General features: G+C 61.7%; 15 protein-coding genes and 1 tRNA gene. 10 read left to right on the forward strand and 6 right to left on the reverse strand.

The window, feature by feature from the left end; all coding sequences use genetic code 11:
* Positions 1-29: 29 nt before the first annotated feature.
* The 3 genes from JF616_02480 to JF616_02490 are packed head-to-tail and all read right to left on the reverse strand — an operon-like array spanning position 30 to position 3,515.
* Positions 30-1,490 (reverse strand): glycoside hydrolase family 88 protein, encoded by a 1,461-nt coding sequence (locus JF616_02480; GenBank protein MBW8886600.1) that lies wholly within the window; start codon positions 1,488-1,490, stop codon positions 30-32.
* 52 nt (positions 1,491-1,542) lie between these two features.
* Positions 1,543-2,157, reverse strand: a complete 615-nt coding sequence (locus tag JF616_02485) for a helix-turn-helix domain-containing protein (GenBank protein ID MBW8886601.1) — start codon at positions 2,155-2,157, stop codon at positions 1,543-1,545.
* On the reverse strand, positions 2,154-3,515 hold the full coding sequence (locus tag JF616_02490; GenBank protein MBW8886602.1) for a mandelate racemase: 1,362 nt from the start codon (positions 3,513-3,515) through the stop codon (positions 2,154-2,156). The genes JF616_02485 and JF616_02490 overlap by 4 nt, the downstream gene beginning before the upstream one ends.
* A 272-nt stretch (positions 3,516-3,787) precedes the next feature.
* Here JF616_02490 and JF616_02495 point away from each other — a divergent pair, with 272 nt between their 5' ends.
* A complete protein-coding gene (locus JF616_02495; GenBank protein ID MBW8886603.1) occupies positions 3,788-5,296 on the forward strand; it encodes an NADH:flavin oxidoreductase in 1,509 nt (502 codons plus the stop codon).
* 221 nt (positions 5,297-5,517) lie between these two features.
* Here JF616_02495 and mnmA read toward each other — a convergent pair whose 3' ends face one another.
* Positions 5,518-6,672, reverse strand: a complete 1,155-nt coding sequence (gene mnmA / locus JF616_02500) for a tRNA 2-thiouridine(34) synthase MnmA (protein ID MBW8886604.1) — start codon at positions 6,670-6,672, stop codon at positions 5,518-5,520.
* Positions 6,673-6,897: 225 nt separating this feature from the next.
* Here mnmA and JF616_02505 point away from each other — a divergent pair, with 225 nt between their 5' ends.
* From JF616_02505 to JF616_02525, 5 genes are all read left to right on the forward strand, one after another.
* Positions 6,898-8,697 carry a hypothetical protein gene (locus JF616_02505; GenBank protein MBW8886605.1) on the forward strand — a complete coding sequence of 600 codons (1,800 nt, stop codon included), beginning with the start codon at positions 6,898-6,900 and terminating at the stop codon, positions 8,695-8,697.
* Between the two features lie 102 nt (positions 8,698-8,799).
* On the forward strand, positions 8,800-9,792 hold the full coding sequence (locus JF616_02510) for a serine/threonine protein kinase (GenBank protein MBW8886606.1): 993 nt from the start codon (positions 8,800-8,802) through the stop codon (positions 9,790-9,792).
* Positions 9,793-10,122: a hypothetical protein gene (locus JF616_02515; GenBank protein ID MBW8886607.1), complete on the forward strand. Its 330-nt coding sequence runs from the start codon at positions 9,793-9,795 to the stop codon at positions 10,120-10,122.
* Between the two features lie 82 nt (positions 10,123-10,204).
* The gene (locus JF616_02520) at positions 10,205-12,481 is read left to right on the forward strand and encodes a hypothetical protein (GenBank protein ID MBW8886608.1); all 2,277 of its coding nucleotides are present in this window, start codon (positions 10,205-10,207) and stop codon (positions 12,479-12,481) included.
* An 83-nt stretch (positions 12,482-12,564) separates the two neighbouring features.
* Positions 12,565-13,848 (forward strand): hypothetical protein, encoded by a 1,284-nt coding sequence (locus tag JF616_02525; protein ID MBW8886609.1) that lies wholly within the window; start codon positions 12,565-12,567, stop codon positions 13,846-13,848.
* Between the two features lie 23 nt (positions 13,849-13,871).
* On the opposite strand, the gene JF616_02530 is transcribed toward JF616_02525, so the two are convergent.
* Both JF616_02530 and JF616_02535 read right to left on the reverse strand, forming a co-directional pair.
* Positions 13,872-14,603 carry a pyridoxine 5'-phosphate synthase gene (locus tag JF616_02530; protein ID MBW8886610.1) on the reverse strand — a complete coding sequence of 244 codons (732 nt, stop codon included), beginning with the start codon at positions 14,601-14,603 and terminating at the stop codon, positions 13,872-13,874.
* Between the two features lie 67 nt (positions 14,604-14,670).
* A complete protein-coding gene (locus JF616_02535) occupies positions 14,671-16,176 on the reverse strand; it encodes a divergent polysaccharide deacetylase family protein (GenBank protein MBW8886611.1) in 1,506 nt (501 codons plus the stop codon).
* A gap of 36 nt (positions 16,177-16,212) precedes the next feature.
* Between JF616_02535 and miaA the strand changes: the two genes are divergently transcribed.
* The 4 genes from miaA (at position 16,213) to JF616_02555 (ending at position 18,308) form a co-directional block, all read left to right on the forward strand.
* A complete protein-coding gene (gene miaA, locus JF616_02540) occupies positions 16,213-17,172 on the forward strand; it encodes a tRNA (adenosine(37)-N6)-dimethylallyltransferase MiaA (protein ID MBW8886612.1) in 960 nt (319 codons plus the stop codon).
* A gap of 56 nt (positions 17,173-17,228) precedes the next feature.
* Positions 17,229-17,305, forward strand: a tRNA-Ile gene (locus JF616_02545).
* 296 nt (positions 17,306-17,601) lie between these two features.
* Positions 17,602-17,946 carry a hypothetical protein gene (locus JF616_02550; protein MBW8886613.1) on the forward strand — a complete coding sequence of 115 codons (345 nt, stop codon included), beginning with the start codon at positions 17,602-17,604 and terminating at the stop codon, positions 17,944-17,946.
* Positions 17,947-17,948: 2 nt separating this feature from the next.
* Entirely contained in the window at positions 17,949-18,308 is a 360-nt protein-coding gene (locus tag JF616_02555; protein ID MBW8886614.1) for a hypothetical protein, read from the forward strand.
* Positions 18,309-18,666: the final 358 nt, after the last annotated feature.

Consider the following 18,666-nt stretch of genomic DNA (forward strand, 5'->3'; position numbering starts at 1 on the left):
CCTTTACCCTTTACCCTTTACCCTTCTTCTCACGCTCCATAAAACGCATAATACTTCCCGCCCTTGATGATGCGCTGCAAGTACAATCCCACTTCGCGTAAATGATAGTCCCCCCACTGGCTCGATTCGCCATACGGCACTTTGCCGTCCGTCGCTTTGCCGTCCGTCGCTTTGCCGTCCGGCTTATCCCCGGATGCCTTGGTCCCGGTCATGTTAGCCCCGGCGGGAACGTAATCCCAACCATTCGGGCGATGATAAACCGAATGTAGCAACAGGCCCTGGTGGGCCAGGTCGGTACTCAAATAGGGTTCGGACAAAAGGCGATCCGCCACGGTCATTCCGGCCGACCAGTATTTGTCCCCCTGCGCCGCTTCGCCGCGGGCGCGCATGAAACGTCCAAAGCGTAGCAGTCCTTGGCTGGCTATGGCCGCGGCCGAAGAGTCCACCGGTTCGTGCCCGTTGAAGGGTTCTGCGGGCCGCGCCAGATAGTCCCCGAGCTTATGCAGGTTGGGCGCGCCCGTGTCCCAATACGGGATGCCGTCCGTGGGCGTATGCGCGATGTAGAAGTCGCAGGCGGCCTTGGCCGCGTTCATCATCATGGCCTCGACGGCCCCGCGCCCGCCGACGGCGTCGAGCTCCGCATCCGAAAGGGTTTGCAGGAATTCCAGCTCCTCGGCGTATCCCAACATCACCCAGGCCAGACCGCGGGTCCAGGTCGAGAAAGGCGAGTAGCCCTGCTGCGAATTGGGGCAGCGGTACCGGCCGTCCAGGGTATTGAAAATGATTTCGTGCGCCGTGCGGCCGCGTTGATCGGGGGTATCATACACGTCACGGCCCATCCCGTAGAACAGGCTGAACTCGGCGGTCACCGAGGCATGCTCGACCAAACGCTTGAGCAGGCTTATCCTCGCGTCCCCCTCGTCCATGGCTACATGGCCGAGTTTATGCGCCAACGCCAACGAGCGTAGCGAACGGATGGTATCGGCGAAAAGCGAATGGGGCCCGTTGAAGGAATGGATGAACCCCCGGCCCCCGGCGATCTTGGTCCAGCGTTTGGCCTGCACCGCGCCCGAAGCCTTGAGGGCCAGCTCGTAGAATTCCCTTTCGCGGCCATCGGCTTTTAAGCGGCCTTCCCCCAGCAGCCGCCACAGGTTGCCGTAAGTGCTTACGTTATTGAACCCGTGATCGTGGACCCCGAAATGGGTCACGTGCCCGGCCATGTCCCGGAAGGTATGCTCCCGGCCCAAGGACAGGAATTCCGAATCGTGGGTCGCATCGAATTGCAACAAGGCGGATCCGAACACGAAGCCCTGGGTCCATTCGGTCCAGCCTTGCGAGGCGTAACGGCCCTTTATGGTAAAGACCGGAGAGCCCTTGGCGGGATCCCAGTCTTTTTCGATGGCCCTTATCTTGGCGGCGGAAAGCCCCCACATGCGCTCCAGCTTGGGCGCGAGATCGGCGGGTTTGAGGGAGGCGCGGATTTCCATCATGGTTTATTCGCTTCTCGGGATTCGCTGGGTGGAATGGCGCGCCCGTCGCGGCTCAGATTTGCTTGCCCTTGCGGATATGCAGGGTAAGGATGCGGCAGTCGGATAAAGCGCGATAGGAATGCGGTAGCACCGCATCGAACTGCAAGGCGTCCCCTTCCTTCAAAACGTGTTGCTCGTCGTTAAGGACCATTTCGATGCTGCCCTGGAGCACCCAGCAGATTTCGTGATCGTTGTGATGCACCTCGGGACGGTTGACCGTGCCCCCGGCCATGGCCGATCCCAGGAAGCATTGGATGTTGATGAAGTTGATGTGCTGGAACTGGAAGCCGCCCGATACGTAATGCTGCGAGTGGGTGGTTTGGGCGGTGCGGAATTCAGCCAAGCCCAGAAGATCGGTGGCCGAGATCCCGAAGGCTTTGCCCAAGCGCGAAAGCGTGTCCAGCTCGGGAACCGCCTGGTTGCGCTCGATGCGCGAAATGACCGCGGTGGAAATTCCCGAGGCCTGGGCTATGTCCGCGATGGTGAAGCCCTGGGCCTTGCGGAGATTGCGCAGGATGGAAAAATCGTATACGCGCGTCTTTCCCGGAGCGGCCTCCGGGACTGCTTGCTCCGATTTCTCGTTCTCGTTGGCATCCAGGGTTTGCGTGGATTCGGTATCGTCCGTCATGAGGCGTTCCTTCCTTCCTGGTGGCCTTCCCCGATCAGATCGGCCGGGATCCCCGGGAGCCGGACCGGCTCCAAAGCGTCCCAATCGGGTTCGGTCGCGGCGCCGAAACCGCGAAGGTTGATATCGGCGGCATTGATGTATCCGTTTTCGATGCGCACCACCGGGGATGCGCCTTCCCGGGCGGAGTAAAGCGAGGGAAAGTCCCGCAGGGCGTCTTCCCGTTCCCGGGGGGAGAGGAAGTCGCATCCCACGATATAATGATGGCCGTTCCGCTCGCTGTGGCGGATCCCCAAGGCCGCGGCTACGCACAGGTCCTGCTGCAAGGGCAGGGTGGGTACGTTGGTCAGATCCTCGCTGGAGAGGATGGGCGTCAGTTTTCCCGAAGCCTCCGCGGTCTTGATCGCCATGTAACTGTGCAGGGTGCGGAACACGCCTTTGCAATTCTTAGCCGAAATCCCCTGGTAACCGAGGGCCAAGGCGCGGTCCACCGCTTCGTCGTCGCCGTCGGATTCGTCGATGATCATGGGCTTGAATCGGGATATCTCCGCCAGGGGCTCCGCCACGGCGTCGAGGAGGGAATGGGCCCGGCCGACCGGCTGCTCGATGAACAGGGTCCGTTCCCATAGGCCGCGCAACGCGGGATCGGCCTGGGCCGCCCCGATGAAGGCCGCGAAATCGGCCATGTCGTGGAACTGCTCGTTTCCGTCCAGGGTGGCCCGATAATCCCCGGCCTGCGCGTCCAGCACCGATGCGATGCGGCGGAGCCGTTCCCTCGAGGCTCCGGCATCGCCGGTGATCTTGATTTTGAAGAAGCGCGTCCGGTACCGCCGCACCACTTGCTCCAGGGATTCCGGCAAGCCGTCATTCACGGGTTCGCTGATGTCCGAATCCAGGATGGGATCGGCCAGGCCTATGGTATGCCGCACTGCAATCAATTCCAGAGGACGCGCCGGCAAAAGGTCCGCGAGATGTGCGCCATACCCGAGCAGGTTCGCTTTCAGGGCCGCGTGCAGGGTAACGCCGGCATGGCGGCAGGCGGCGTCGATAAGTGCGGAGTCCACCAAGGCGACCCCGAAACCGGCGGTGAGATCGTTAAGGCCCTTGGCCGTGGCGGCTTTCCGCACCGTCGGTTCGGCCACCTTGTGCAGGAACCATACCGGCGCCGCGTCCAGCTTCATATACTCGTCCAAGGCCAGGCGCAGGGAGACGGAAAGATCCTGGATGTTGTCGGCGTGCGTCTTGCCCGCCGCCTTATCGAACCATAGGGGAGGGATGCCGCAAGCGCTGGCCCCGTCGATAAGCGCGCCGTCGGCGGATTCCAGCTTGAGCCGCAGATGCAAAATAGGCATCTGGGTCATGGTGGCACGCCCGAACCGGAACGGCATCCGGGTTTTCACCTGGCGGGAGAAGACTGAGGCTTCGCGAAGTCGGAATTGAGGGGAACTTGTCATAACGCTATCTGATTTTACTACTTCAGTAAAATCCAGGCTTGAGGTATTTGGTTCTAATTCCGACACCTAAAAGTTCTTCTATGATAGATATTACGGATTAAGATACTGTTATAGATAAAATATACGGTGTAAATTTCCTTTCGGGTTATATTATTTCTGAAATATTTGATCGAGAGAAGATGCAAGCGGATATTAAAAGAATTACGTCGATTAAGTCCCCAGCCTCATTCCGTGAACGGATGGTGGAACTGGGATTAGACCTGCCCATTGAGGATTCCATCCAGAAGGCGCCGGATTCGCCCTTGGCCCAAAGCCTGGACGTGGCGGGTTTCCGCATCGGCAATCGTTGGGCCATCCATCCGATGGAGGGTTGGGATGCGACGTCGAACGGTCGTCCTACTCCGGATCTGATCCGTCGCTGGCGGCGCTTCGGGGAGTCCGGCGCCAAACTATTGTGGGGCATGGAAGCGATCGCGATACGCGCGGACGGGCGCGCGAACCCCAACCAATTGCTGGCGAACCCAAGTACCATGGCCGAGCTTGCCGAGGCCGCCCATCAGGCCCTGGAGGCGCACGCCCGATCCTTCGGTACCGCCGCGGACGTGCTCTGGGGTTTCCAGCTGACCCATTCAGGCCGTTTTTGCCGCCCCCGCGATAAAGAGAAGCTCGAGCCCAAGCTGGCCTACGCCCATCCCATCCTCAATCCGAAGTTCGGATTGCCCATGGATTATCCCGTCCTGTCCGACGACGATGTCAAGGATCTGGTCGAGCATTACGTGGAGGCGGCCAGGTTGGCCGATCAGGCCGGCGTGCCCTTCGTGGATATCAAGCAATGCCATGGTTACCTGGGCCATGAATTCCTCTCCGCCTTTACCCGCAAGGGGAAATACGGGGGCGAGACCCTGGAAGAGCGGTCCACCTTCGCTCGTGAAATCATCGCCGGCATCCGCCAGGTCGCGCCGCGGCTCATCCTCGGGGTGCGGGTCTCGGCTTTCGACTTCGTGCCTTTCAAGCCCGACCCGGTATTGGCCAACGGCGGCAACCTAGGGCCGGGCACGCCCGAGGATTATTCCGCTTGCCTTCCCTATAAGTACGGCTTCGGGGTGGACAGGGAAAATCCCGTGCAATACGATCTGGCCGAGACCGCGCAATACCTAGCCCTTCTCAAGGCCTGGGGCGTGGCTATCGTCAACATTTCCGCCGGCTCGCCATATTACAATCCGCACATCCAACGCCCGGCGCTGTTCCCGCCTTCCGACGGGTATCAGCCCGCGGAGGATCCCATCATCAATGTGGAGCGGCAAATCCAAGCCGTGCGCAAGCTCAAGGCCGCCGTCCCGGATATGCCCCTGGTCAGCTCGGGGCTTACCTATCTGCAAGAGTACATGCCGCAAGTGGCCCAGGCGCTGGTCCGCCAGGGATGGACCGATTTCGCGGGAATGGGCCGCATGGTGCTGTCTTACCCGCGCATCATCGCCGATTCCCTGGAAAAGGGAAGCCTCGAGACCAAGGCCATTTGCCGCACCTTTTCGGATTGCACCACCGCGCCGCGCAACGGCATCAAATCGGGCTGCTATCCCCTGGACGAGTACTACCGCAAGCGCGACGAGGGCGAGCAGTTGCGGAAGTTGAAGAAGGACCTGAAGGAAAAGTTCAAGCAGGTCCAGGAACCCAAGGAAGTGGCCTAGGCGGTTCGCAACCGGGATCCCGCGCCCCGGGGACCATGCAGAATGGTTCTTGACCCGCACGTGGGAATGCCGTATCTTGATCTCAGATAGCCTGCCGGGGCGGTGAAATCCGGGAAACCGGAACCCGCTTGATAGTCGGGGCTAGTGGGGGGGCGGATCCGATGGGTCCGCCCCTTTTTTATTGGCGAAACCTGCGGTTATTCGGCCCGCGGCGCGTGGCTCTAAAGCGTTTCCTTGATCCTCGCCCCGCCGATCAGCCGGTCCCCAACGTAGAAGACCGCCGACTGCCCCGGGCTCACGCAGTAGCCGGGTTCCTTCAGGGTTACCGTAATCCAGCCGTTACCCTCGTCCCTCACGATGGCCGGCTTCGCCGGGGAACGGTAGCGGTACTGGGCCAGGCATTCCTTTTCCCCTTCGAAGGGCTCGAAGAAATTGGCGCGGTCCGCGCGGAAGCCGAAGCAATCCAGATCCGATTTCTTCCCTAGGAGCAAGGTATTGGTCGCCCGGTCCAGCTTCTTCACGTAAAGGGGCTCGGTCTCGGGGCCCGTCGCCGCAGCGGTCGCCGAACCCAGGCCCTTGCGCTGCCCGATGGTGTAGAAGGGCAAACCCTGGTGAGGGCCCAAGTCCTTACCGTCGGGCCCGCGCATGCGGCCGGGGGCGATGTCGGCGCCTTGGGCTTGCGCGCGTTCGCCCACGAAGCGGCGGTAATCGCCGTCCGGGATGAAGCAAATGTCCATGCTTTCGCGCTTTTGCGCCGTACGGAGGGCGGCGTCGGCCGCCAGCTTCCGCACCTCGGGCTTGGACAGGTTGGCCAGGGGGAACAAGGTCTTCTCCAGGGTAACCGGCGGGATACCCCAGAGGAAATAGCTCTGATCCTTGGCCGCATCGCCCCGCACGATGAAGGCGCGTCCGTCGAGGGCGGCGGTTTTGGCGTAATGTCCGGTCGCGATGTAGTCGGCCCCCACGGCCTTGGCGCGTTTCCAGAGCGCATCCCATTTCACGAAGCTGTTGCAGTTCACGCAAGGATTGGGCGTCTCGCCTGCAAGATAAGCTTGGTAGAAGGGCTGGATCACCCGCTCTTCGAACTCTTCGCGCATATCGAGGGTGAAATGCGGGATGCCGATTTGATCGCAGACGCGCTTGGCGTCCATGGCGCTATCGGCGGTGCAACAGGTCTTTTCGCCGCCTTCGGTTTCGCAAGCGTCGGCCGGGGCCGCATCCTTGTCGTCCGGGCTCCACAATTTCATGGTGATGCCCACGGCGCGGTAGCCGGCCTTCTGGATCAGCAAGGCCGCGACGGAAGAATCGACGCCGCCGCTCATGGCGACGGCCACCAGGGCGCCTTTGGGCGCATGCATCGGGTCGCGTTCGATCATCTAGTAGGGTTCCAACCGCAGCCCGGTCCTTAAGCGTAACCTTTGGCGTAACCTTCGGGCCCGGCGCCGGGCCCGTTCGGGGCGGAAGCCCTTAAGATAGACGTTCGCGGAAGGAAGCGGCAAGTATGGGATCGGGCGGCGCATTTTCCGGCATGAGAGTATCTAATGGGAACGTCCCGAAGGGAGCTTGCGAAGTTCGCGAACGGCGGAAGGAAAAGGGGAATCATGGCTGCATCCAGGCAAGGTCCGGTATTGGCGATGGTCTTGGGCCTTTGCCTCGGGGGCGCGTCAGCCCTGGGTACGCTAAACCCGTATTTCACCCAAAAGAGCATCCTTCCCTCTGAGCTGGCCAATATCAGCGGCATCGGCGGGATGGACCTACTCCCGAACGGGGATGGGGTTATTTGCACTTGGGGCGGCAGCATGAACAATGCCGGCCGTAGCCCGGCCACGAGCAATGGCGAAGTCTGGATCATCCCCGCCCTCGCGACCGGCAGCCCTGGCGTCCCGGTGCGGATCGCCCAAGGGCTGCGCGAACCTATGGGCGTGAAGGTGGTCGGCCCGGATTTCTACGTCATGGAGAAGCCCCGTCTCGTGAAGTTTTCCGGTTCGGGGGCGACCTGGACCCAGTCCACCCTTTGGACCTTGCCCGATGCTTGGTATAACGATGCGCAGTACCTCCATTTTTCATTCGGATTGGAGTTCAAGGATTCCGCCTTTTGGATCACCACGGCGGTCGCTTTCCCGCTGGATCCCGACGGGTCCCGGGAGCGCGGCGCCTTGATGAAGATCGCCTTCGATGGAAGCGGATTCACCCAATATGCCCGGGGCCTTCGGGAACCCGACGGCATCGGGCTAGGGCCGGAAAACGAGGTCTTCACCACGGAGAACCAGGGCGAATGGAAGCCCACCAACGCCTTGTATTGGATTCCCACTCCCGGGACCGAGCCCGCCAAGCATGGCCGATTCTACGGATATCGCACCAACCTGAACAATGATTGCCATCTCATACCCTACGCCGCGGTCGACCAGGATAATTGCCCCAGCGATCCCGTCTATCCGCCGGCGGTATGGTTGCCATACGGGAGCTTCACCAACAGCCCCACCCGTCCCATCCTCTTGAAAAGCGGAGCCTACGCCGGGCAGATGATGTTCGGCGATATTTACCATGGCGGCATTTTCCGGACCTTTTTGGAGAAGGTGAACGGAGAATGGCAGGGCGCCGCATTCGCTTTGATGGACCAGAGATTGGGTTATGGAGGCGTCCAATTCGGGATCCATCAGTTCCTCTACACCCCATCAGGTTCCATTCTGGTGGCGGGGATCGGCGGAGGCGCCTGCGGCTTGGGTGGCGAACAGGATTGGAATTGGCGTGGTACCTGCCGGGGTTTGGATTTGCTAATCCCGACCGATTCCGTTCCCTTCGATATCCTCGCCATCCGATCGGTTCGTGACGGATTCGATGTCGAACTCACGGAACCAGCGAACTCCGCGGCCGGCCTGGCCGCCAATTGGACGGTGAAGACAACTGTCTATACTCCGGTTCAGGAACATGGGGGCGATTTCAGCGCCTCCGACAACAACGTCCGTGTCGCGGTCGATTCCGCCATCCTCAGCGGAGACGGCAAGCATGTCCGCCTGAAAATGGCGACCCTATTACCGAAGCGCATGTACGCCATCACCGCCGACAGCGCGGTGAAAAGCGCGGGCGGGTCCGGCTTGTGGACGAACGTAGGCTATTACACCTTGAACTCGGTCAACGCCTTAACCCGGATAGTTCCATCGGGCGTGGCTGCCTTCGCGCGCCGGATCCATGGTTCATCGCAACGGGGCCATGTTTCGCTCGCGTTCCCCTTCCAAGGGGCCTGGAGCCTCGATTTGCTCCGATTGGACGGGTCGCGGATCTCTCGGGCTTCCGGTACCGGCCCGTCCCGATTCGAAAGCGGCGCTTTACCAGCGGGCCTCTATATCCTGTCGGGCCGGGGCGGCGGCGGATCGTTCAGCGAACGCATCCGGGTTTGGTAGGATTTTTTTTTCCGCCACGGCCAAGCGGCCCGCGCCGGTTGGCATCGGGTTCCTGGGGGTTTACTCGCCCCTCGAATTCGTGTATCATTCTGGTCTGTTATCATGGACTTCTCCTTCGACACCATCACCAACTGGCTTACGGCGGGCAAAAACCAGGTTCCGGAGCGCGGCAGCGAATACCTGGAAGTCTACCGCCAGGCGGTCGAGGTCGATTTCAAGGCCTACGATCCCGGCCTCAGCTTGGGCAAATGGCTGGGCTCGGGCGGCTTCTGCGACGTCTTCCTGATCCCCCTGGTGAACGTGCACGGCAAGGGCCCGCAGACGGTGGTTTTGCGGGTGTTGCGTCCGTCGCTCTACCGCACCCCGGACACCATGGCCAACAACCGCGTGGTGAAAACCTTCCTGGCCGAGATCTTCTACAACACCTACCTCACTTCGCAGAACGTGCGCAACGTGGTGAAGATTTTCGATTTCGGGAACCTGCACAACAAGCACTACTTCACCATGATGGATTACGTGGACGGCCCGAACTTCTCCGACCTCATCAAGCGCGGTCCGAAGAACGTGCAAGAGCTGATGCGGCGCATCATCTTCATCAACGCCGTGGCGGGAGTGGTGGGGGAGCTGCATTTCCGGGGAATCATCCATCGCGATCTAAAGCCCAGCAACATCATCGTGAAGGGATGGGAACCCTACCTTTCCGATTTGGGGGCCGCGCGTTGGATGCACGTGAAGGACGACGTGGGCGACGAGCAGCAGACGGTGCTGGGGACCCCCTCGCACATGTCCTACGAGCAACTCGACGGCGACTTCTACAAGGTGGATCACCGCACCGACATCTTCTCCCTCGGGGCCATGGCCGCCTATGCCTTCACCGGCGTCTATCCCTTCGCGAAGCGCGAGGAGATCAACTACCGCGAGGAAGGCATTTCGTCCCTTTCCAAAGTCGAGCCCGAGTTGCCGGAGATCCCGTTCCGCAAGGGCGAGGTCCTGCGCAACGTGCTCATGCGCTGCATGCACCGCGACATTGAGCAGCGTCCCAAGTCGGTGGTAGAATTCCAGCATGCCCTTAGCACTTGGATCCTGGAACTGTAAGTGATCATCGCGGTCGATTTCGACGGCACCATCGTCGAGCATAAGTACCCGAAGATCGGCGCCCTGAAGCCGGGGGCCAAGGAAGCCATGCGGGCCTTCCGGGCGGCGGGCCACAAGATCATCGTTTGGACTTGCCGGGCCGGCCAGGAAGAGCGGGACGTGCGCGCCTTCCTGCAAGCCAACGATATCCCCTTCGATACCGTGAATAATCCCATCATGGGCGCCGACCTCGGCACCCGCAAGGTCTACGCCGACCTTTACATCGACGATAAAGGCGTGCAGTTCGACGAGAACTGGGACGAGATCCGCCGCGTCATCACCGGCCCGTAGGGATCATTCGCGGACGGGTATCCCCGGGCCACCCTACCGGCGGGCCGCAAGTACCGGACGCATTAACTAAATTCTCCCTCCTATGCTCTGGCGGACATTCCTGGCAGTCCTCATCGCTGCATGCGCGGCGGGGGCCGCCGCCCCGCCCTTCCTGCCGGGCGCCGGACCCACGCCTCCGCCCACCGCTCCCGATTCCACCCATCCCGGACGCGTTCCCATCACCGACAGCGCCTCGGCGCGGGCCGCCACATCCGCGGCGCCGGTCCTGCCCGACTCTTCGCGACGCGCCGGTTCGGTAATGCCGCGCGATTCGGCGGCCCTCGCCAAGGATACCCTCCGGCCCGTTTACCGTTGGACCGCCCCGGAGGATTTCGATACCTGCCGCGTCGCGCAAGGGGCCTTGCCCTGTTGGCGCGGTTCCCGCGACGTGGCCAACCAGGAAATCGGTTTCCCCGGCCCGCGCGCCTGGTCCCTGTCCCTCACCCATTGGCGGCCGTTGCCGCAGGCCTCCCCCTATTTCCCCTTCTGGAAGGACTCGCCTTATCTTTCCGGCGGCCTGCCGCCGCCCGAACGCTTCGCCCTGCATCGCACCGGCGGCGACCTGGACGGCATCGACGAGGCCTGGACGCCCGTCATGCCTTTGGATACGCCCGTGACGCGCCTTACATGGACGCGAGGCGCGCTTACCTTGAACCAATTCGATCTACGCCTAAATCGCATGCTATCGCAGCGGGCCTACCTGGGCTTCGAATACTACACGTCCACGGCCGATTCCGCGACCTACGACTACCAATTCAACGTGCACCAGCCTTACCTGGGGGGATGGGGCTTCCTGGGCAAGTTGTATAAGCCCATCGATCGCGATAGCGCATCTTTGGTGCTGGCGGGGACCTCGCATACCATCCATGCCCTGACGATACGGCCGCGCATCGGGTTCTGGCTCGATAGCAATCGCGTCCTCGAGGCCTTCCTCGACGAGACGCGCAATTCCACCAGCCTCACCTATCCCACCGGACTGCCGCATCCGGCCAGCACGACCATTCTTCCCAGCGGGCCCGACAGCATGCAGGCCCTGATGCCTGCGCGCTTCTCCGCCCTCACGGAGGGCGTGCTTTACGGCGAAACGCATGCGGATTGGACCGGCCAGTTCGAAGCCGCCCACGGGAGCGCCGATGAAAGCGAAACGCGGGGCCGTGGCGCGGATGCGTCCAAGGACGCGCTCGGCGGCGAACTCTTCCGCCTGCGCGCGATGGCCCGGGCCGATAGCTTGCCCGGAAGGCCTTCCCTTTCCGCGCAGGCCCGCAGCGAGTTTTGGACCGGGGATCCCGTGCTGGGCGGGGCCGGGGTCGGGACGAGCGGCTGGGGTGATGATGAAGAGGCGGAAGCGCGGGTGGCCCCGGAGTTCGGGCCCTTGGGCTTGGAGGGATCTGCGGGAATGGGCCGCGCCAGCCGCATGGCGGACCGGGTGGAATGGCTGCCCCGCTTCGGCGCCGAAGCCCGACTGCGTTTGCCCTTGGGCTTTTCGGTAACGGCATCCGGCGCTTCGCGGGCCGAGGATCCCAACTGGGAAATGCTATACCGCACCAATCCGGCGCGCTTCCGTTACGCCAATCCTTCGCTTGGCCCGCGCACCGATCGCACCTATCGGGGCGCGGCGGCCTGGGCCTGGTCGCGTTACTCCCTGGAACTGGGATTCGATCGCTTCGCCGGCAAGGACGTTTGGCTGCCGCGGGTGCTGCCCGGCCGCGAGGCCTGCGGGGCTTTGGCGGATTCGTCATATACGAAGCTCGCAGGAACCACGTGTTCGGAGGGCGCGGTTGACAGTTCGGGCGCGATTTCCGGATCCGAGGCGGCCGCGGAACCGAGCGTGCCCGACTCGCTGGCCTTGGCCCTGCGCAACTATTCCCGGGAAACCATCGACGCTTGGCATCTCGGCGTCGGTTTCGGGCTGGGGAATTGGAGCCTGGATTTACGCGAACGCTTCGTCCTCTCGCGCCAGGTCGAAGATCCGGATCTGAAGATCGGCTTCACGGATCGTTCCGTTCCCCAACGCGTTTTCCAAGGCCGTCTGGCCTGGAAGCGCAGCCTGGTGGAGGATCGCCTCAAGGTCGATTTCGCATGGAACTGGGAATGGTTCTCGACGCGCTACGCTTGGGCGCCCGACCTATCCGGGGCCTCCACGCTTACCAAGCTCGACGAATACCTGGTCCTCGACTTCGAGGCCCATATGCGCATCAAGACCTTCCTGCTCTACTTCGATGCCATGAACCTCAACCACGATCGATACGCGACCGAGCCCGGGGTGCACCCGCCCGGCCTCAACTTCCGCTTCGGCGTGGACTGGACGCTTTGGAACTAAAGACCCCGGGGCAAAGCCGGCTGGAATGAATTAGGCTTCGGCTACGAGCCCCGGCCCTCCTGAGGGATTCGCGGGAGGTCCCCATGCGTGATATGCGGTTCGCTCTGACTGGGCTTTTCGCGGCCTTATGCCTTTCGGCAACGGCGCCCGCCGCCTTCGCCAACGCCCTTCTCGACGATAGCGCCGACGCCCGGACCCGCCAGGTTTGGGAATACCTCCAGGCGCAATACGGCAAGAAGATGCTCACCGGTTGTTGGACGGAAAGCCAGTACGGGGGCGCCCAAGCCTTCCATGCCTGCACGAACGAATGGCCCGCCATCTTCGGGCAGGACATGAATAGCTGGTACCAGAGCCGGACGGACAAGCTCTGGTCCGATACCTGGGCCGGGAACATCGCGCAATTCAAGACCGCCTGGGGCCGGCGCGAAATCATCCAGGTGAATTGGCATTGGCAGAATGTCGCCCATAAGGATGCCAAAGGCGCTTATACCGATGATGCCTGGTCCGAGCTGACGGACAAGGAGTGGTCGGATATCGTTACGCCGGGCACGGCCACGTACGACGCAATGATCGAGGACGTCGATTACCACGTCGTCAATTTCCTGAAGAAACTCGTCGATGCGACCGGGCCCATCCCAATCTTGTTCCGGCCCTTGCATGAGATCGACGGCGGCTGGTTCTGGTGGACCTGCAAGAGCGATCCGGCCAAGACCGCCAAGCTCTACGGCATAGTACAAGATCGTATCATCAAGTATCACCATATGCACAACCTGATTTGGATCTACAATCCGGGGGTCCTATGCGACGGCGGAAGTTGGCCCCCGTACGAGGCTTCGGAATACCCGCGGCGCAAGGCCTTCTACGTCGGCGATGCCCGTTGCGATCTGGTCGGGATCGATCTCTACGATTGGGACTGGATCAACAAGGGTACTTACGCTCCGGATGGAAAGGACTACGGCAAAACATACCGGGATGCCTGGAAGCTCATGCAAGCCGTCACCAACACCAAGATGATCGCCTTAAGCGAATGCCAAGGCTTCCCGGACCCCGCAAAGTCCTTCACCGATTCGACCTTCGCCCCCTGGCTCTACGCCTTGCCTTGGTACTCCGACGAAGCCAACGGCGTAGCCTGCACCGTCCTGAGCCGGCGCGTAGGAAGCGCGTATATGCTGAACGCCGGCGACCTTCCCGATTTCAGTAAACCGGCGGCGATCCTATCCGGCAAGCCGAAAGCGCGCTTGATCGCGGCTCGCGGCGATATGCATTTATGGATCGTGCCGGCGGATGAAAAAACCGAAGCGGCCAACGCCTTGGGGAGGATTTTCCCGTTGCCGGCGGCCGCTCGGGGAAAGCGCGTAACCCCTTAATCGCGAACCGAGGTCCGACCGGCTTAACCCTTGGTCCTGAGCAAGTCCTTCATGTCGCGCACCGCGCGTTCGAAGCCCACCAGCACGGCCCGGCCCACGATGGAATGGCCGATGTTCAGTTCCCATAAGCCCTTGATCTCGGAGATGGGCCCCACGTTGCGGTAGTTGAGGCCGTGGCCGGCATTGACCATCAGGCCGCTCTTCTGGGCCACCTGGGACATGTTGTCCAGCTTCACCAGCTCTTCTTCCCACTCGTTGCCTTCGCCGAAATCGTAGGCGCTCGCGTATTGCCCGGTATGCAATTCGATGAAGCGGGCGCCGGTGCGCACGGCCGCCTTGATCTGGTGCAGCTCCGCGTCCACGAAGAGGGAGACGGACACGTCGTGCTTATGCAGGGAGTTGACCATCTTCATGATATCGTCCACGCGGGCCGCCACGTCCAGGCCGCCCTCGGTGGTCAGCTCTTCCCGCTTCTCGGGAACCAGGGTCACCATATCGGGCAGCACGTCGATGGCGAATTGCAGCATCTCGGGGGTGGGCGCCATCTCCAGGTTGAGATGGGTGGTTACGGTTTGCCGCAGGAGCCGGATGTCCCGCTCCTGCATGTGGCGGCGGTCCTCGCGCAGGTGGGCGGTGATGCCATCGGCCCCGGCCAGCTCGCAGATGATGGCGGCCGCGATGGGATCGGGCTCGCGCACCTTTCGCGCTTCGCGGATGGTGGCCACATGATCGATATTCACGCCCAGCTTCGGCATAACTTCCTCGTTTCAGGCCGGACCATCGCGGACCGGACCCAATAAATAGCTAACCGCGCGGCCGTTTTCACTTGGAAGCCGGGTTATCGTCTTGCGGTATCCGCTTTTCCTTCGGACGCGCTCCCGTCGCTCCCGCGGAAGGCTTGGCTGGCGGCTTCGCGCCGGCAGGCTTCGCGGACGCTTTCGCCGGCGCTTTCCCGGCAACCGGGGAAGCGGTCTTTCCCTTCACCGGCTTCGCTCCGCCGGGGGCTTTCGAGATCGTGGCCGGCGGGTTCGCGGGCGTTTTAGGAAGACCTTTCGCCGGCGCTTTCGAACCGCTGGCCGGTTTCGCGGCCGCGGATGTCGTCTTGGCTCCCATGGGCGATTCCGCTTTAGGCCCCGTTATACCGGCTTCGGACGGGAGCGTATCCGGGGCCGACACGGACGCCAGGTCCACCAGTTCAAGCCCGATCTCGTTGAAGCGCGGCGTTTCCGCCGCGATGGCCTTGGACAACCTGCGGAATCCGGTCTCGCTGAACGGCAATACCAGCACGGCTTCGCCGGACTTTTGCGCGAGGGCGGTTTTGCGCGCCAGTTCCTCTTCGACATGGGCGCTGTCGCGGAAGGGGGACAAGGTGCGGCTGCGCGCGCCCTGGGCGGCCGCGGCCTGGCGCGCCAGGCTGCGTTGCGATCCCGTCAGGTCCAGGAACACCAGCCTACGCCGGGCGGTGAACTGGAACAGCTTGTCGAGCAGAGGCTGGTTCTCGATGGCGCGATCCCCGTAACGACTCGCGAAACCTTCCGCCTTGGGCAAGCTGTCCATGGCTTTCCCCAGGATGCGATCCACGTCCTCTTTGCCATGATGGATGTAGAGGGCGTTCTTCCCGGGATCGACGTAAGGATAAGCCGAAGGCTCCATCGGCAATTCGGCGAGGATCCCGTCGCGGCCGTCCCCGTCGCGCAAGGCCCGCAAGGCGGGATTGGGATTATACGGATCGATCACCAAGGTCTTGCCCCAATCGGCATCCTTCAGGGACTGGGCCTGGGAGAGGGAAAGGGAATCCAATCCGATGAAGACGACGGCCAGCCGCGCGGCGCCCGCCCGGACCGGGCCGCCCAGGCTGGCGCGCAGTTTGATGCGCTGGCCGTTGGATTCCAGCAGGTACTCCACGCTCTTTCCGGAGGGCCGGGATTCGGCGCCTTGGACCACGACGATGCCGCGGGCGCGGCAGGTTTTCTCGATGTCCAGCGCGTATTCGTAGAGGGGCTTCCCCTTGGGGAGGATGATTTCGAAATAGCCGGGCTTGCGTTTCAGGCTCTTGGGGCCCAGTCCGTTGGCGTGCTCCAGGGGATCGAATAGCCGTTCGTGCCAGCGCCCGCCGCTGGTATCGGCGGAGACGGCGGGGAGAACATCGCCGGAGTCCCTTGCGGGTCCGGAGGGAATGACGCTATCCGCGGGGGCATGGGAGCCGATGGACGGCATTAAGGAATGGGGTAGGACGCGACCCGCCAACCGGCCCAGGGCGATGAGGCCCGCGGTAAGGACGATGAAGATCAGGAGTTTCCGGACAACGCCCATCGCAGGTCCCGCCAAGATAGAAAATCCGCCCCGCTGAACTATCATTATCGCATGCTGATTGCCGCTCTGTGCGGCGCCACCGCGGTCGGAAAGTCCGCCGTGGCCCTGCGCCTGGCCCGGGCCAACGGGTTCGAAATCATCTCCGCCGACTCGCGTCAGATCTACCGCGGCCTTTCCATCGGAACCGGCGCGCCCTCGGCCGAAGAATTCGCCTCCGTCCCGCACCATCTCCTGGGCATCCTCGATCCATCCCAGGCTTTTTCGCCGCGCGCCTTCCCGCCGTTGGTGCATGCGCTTTTGGACTCCCGTCCTGAAACGCGCTTCCTCATCGTGGGAGGTACCGGCCTGTATCTCAAGGAACTGTTCTTCCCGTCCCCCTTCGATCGAGGGCCCACGCCCGAAGCCGTCAAGAACGAAGTGCAGGAACGGCTGCGCGTCCTAGGCGCGCCGGCATTGCACGCCCAGTTGGCCGCGGTCGATCCCGAAGCCGCCGCTTCCGTGCATCCCAACGACGCCTACCGCATCGCCAAGCGCTGGGAAAACCTGGTCCTGATGGGGGAGAGTTATACGAGCCTGGCAGGACCGGCCGTGCGCGATCCGCGTCTTGCCGATGTCCCGCTCATCTGCCTCGATCGCGAGCGCGAGGATCTGTACCGGCGCATCGACGCGCGCGTGGAAGACATGCTGCGCTCGGGCTGGCTCGAGGAAGCCCGGGCCCTCTCAGCCGATCCCGCTTGGAGCGCTTCGCCCGCCTCCAGCTCGCTCGGCTACGCGGAAATGACGGAGGTGGCGGCAGGACGTCTGAGCCAATCCGCGGCCTTGGCGGCCATTCAGAAGCGCACCCGTAACTACGCGAAACGGCAGCGCACTTTTTTCCGTCGCCAATTACCAGGAGCCCTCCAGTGGGAGGCGCACGCGTTCGAGGCCTTGTGCGAAAGCCGCGACTGGCAATGGGAATCAGTGTCGGCCGGCCTGAGAACCGCCCCAAACAGCGAAGAATCGGGGCTTTAAGGCCGCCCTTCCCTTGACGCGGAACCTGGTCCAAGCTACTTTTGCACCCCTGTTTCGGGTCCGTAGCTCAGTTGGTTAGAGCATCGCTCTGATAAGGCGGGGGTCGGCAGTTCAAGTCTGCCCGGGCCCACCATCAGGCTCCCCTTTCTTCTGAAATCGTGAGATTTCGGGAGATCGAGGGAGACCAGATGGCCCCCCATTAGGTCTTCACCCTACGAAGGCCTCTCTCCTACTCCGAAAAAGTGGACGCTTTGTGGACACCCCGTCACAATCAACCGGGTGCCTTGGGCGGGTTCTCTGTTGTAATGCATGCACCGTGGTTCCTAGTGGAACACGAATCCGGAATTTTCTCGAAACGAAAATTTATGGTTACCTCCATAGGACTTGTGGGCGGGCGGCGTTTTTATAGACTGAGTGAAGGAGGGCGCTATGTCACAGATGTCTTATGGCCACAGGCCAGATCTTCCAAGTGTTCCAACCACGGCGGAGGCATTGGTGTTCGAGCAGAACACATTCCTTATCAAATGCGCTCAGCATGCAGGCGTGCAAAACATAGATTCACTCTTGTTCGGGGAAATAGGACAAGCCTTCGTTAGAAAAGACCCAGAAGGTTATGCGAAGTACGTCAGGTATCGAGATATCCTAGACCGGATGTACTTCACGTGGAAGTCGCTGGAAGGGGCCGACAAGCTTTACGACTTCGAGGCGAACACGCAGTTGTTCGCTTGGGATGAACAACGAAAACATTTGCGGTCTCAGTTGTTGGGGATCTGATCGTGCCATTGTATAACATCGACCGTGAACGGGTGACGTATATTCCGCATCACTCACATTACATGATCTGGAGGGATAGGCTGGAACGGGCGGGGCAGTTGCAGCCCATGATGGACAAGTTGAATGACATCGTGAGCGGCGGTGAAGTTCATACAAGCAGTTGGATTCCGGGTGATGATTGGGAGAAAAGCGGGTTTCAACCGATATTTGTGATTGCGGCCCAAGGGGTGTATGAGCACGCAGCGTTTTGCTTTGGACTATTGCTGTGGGAAGTGATGATGCGTCGAGATGAAGATGAAAGATGGTGTTTCATCAAGAACGAAAACATTCGGGGAATGGTGTATTTCAGGGCGACATGGTAGGAAGGAGACCGTATGGCATTGCCGAAAAGGATCAAAGCGGATGAGTTGGAAGCGGAAGGGTTTGTTATTCAGCGGGCTGAGGTGGCGAAGCACGAAAAATGGCATAGCTTCCGATACCTTTGCTATGGATGCAAAGATTGGGTGAGCCAAGCCAGCGTAACTGATGACGGGAGCAAAGATGGAAAGGAGCACCACTATTGCAGAAGTTGTTACGTCAAGATAGGGCGCCCCAACTACATCTTGGCGTGAGAAGAATGGTTCTGTAGTGGACCGCCTTCATGGACAACCTCAGCACCGGTGTCGTCTTCCGCAAGCCGGGCGAGCGAGGTCAGGGGAAGCTTGCGGCTATATTTTGAGC

The sequence above is a fragment of the Fibrobacterota bacterium genome (genome assembly GCA_019509785.1).
GTDB lineage: Bacteria > Fibrobacterota > Fibrobacteria > UBA11236 > UBA11236 > Chersky-265.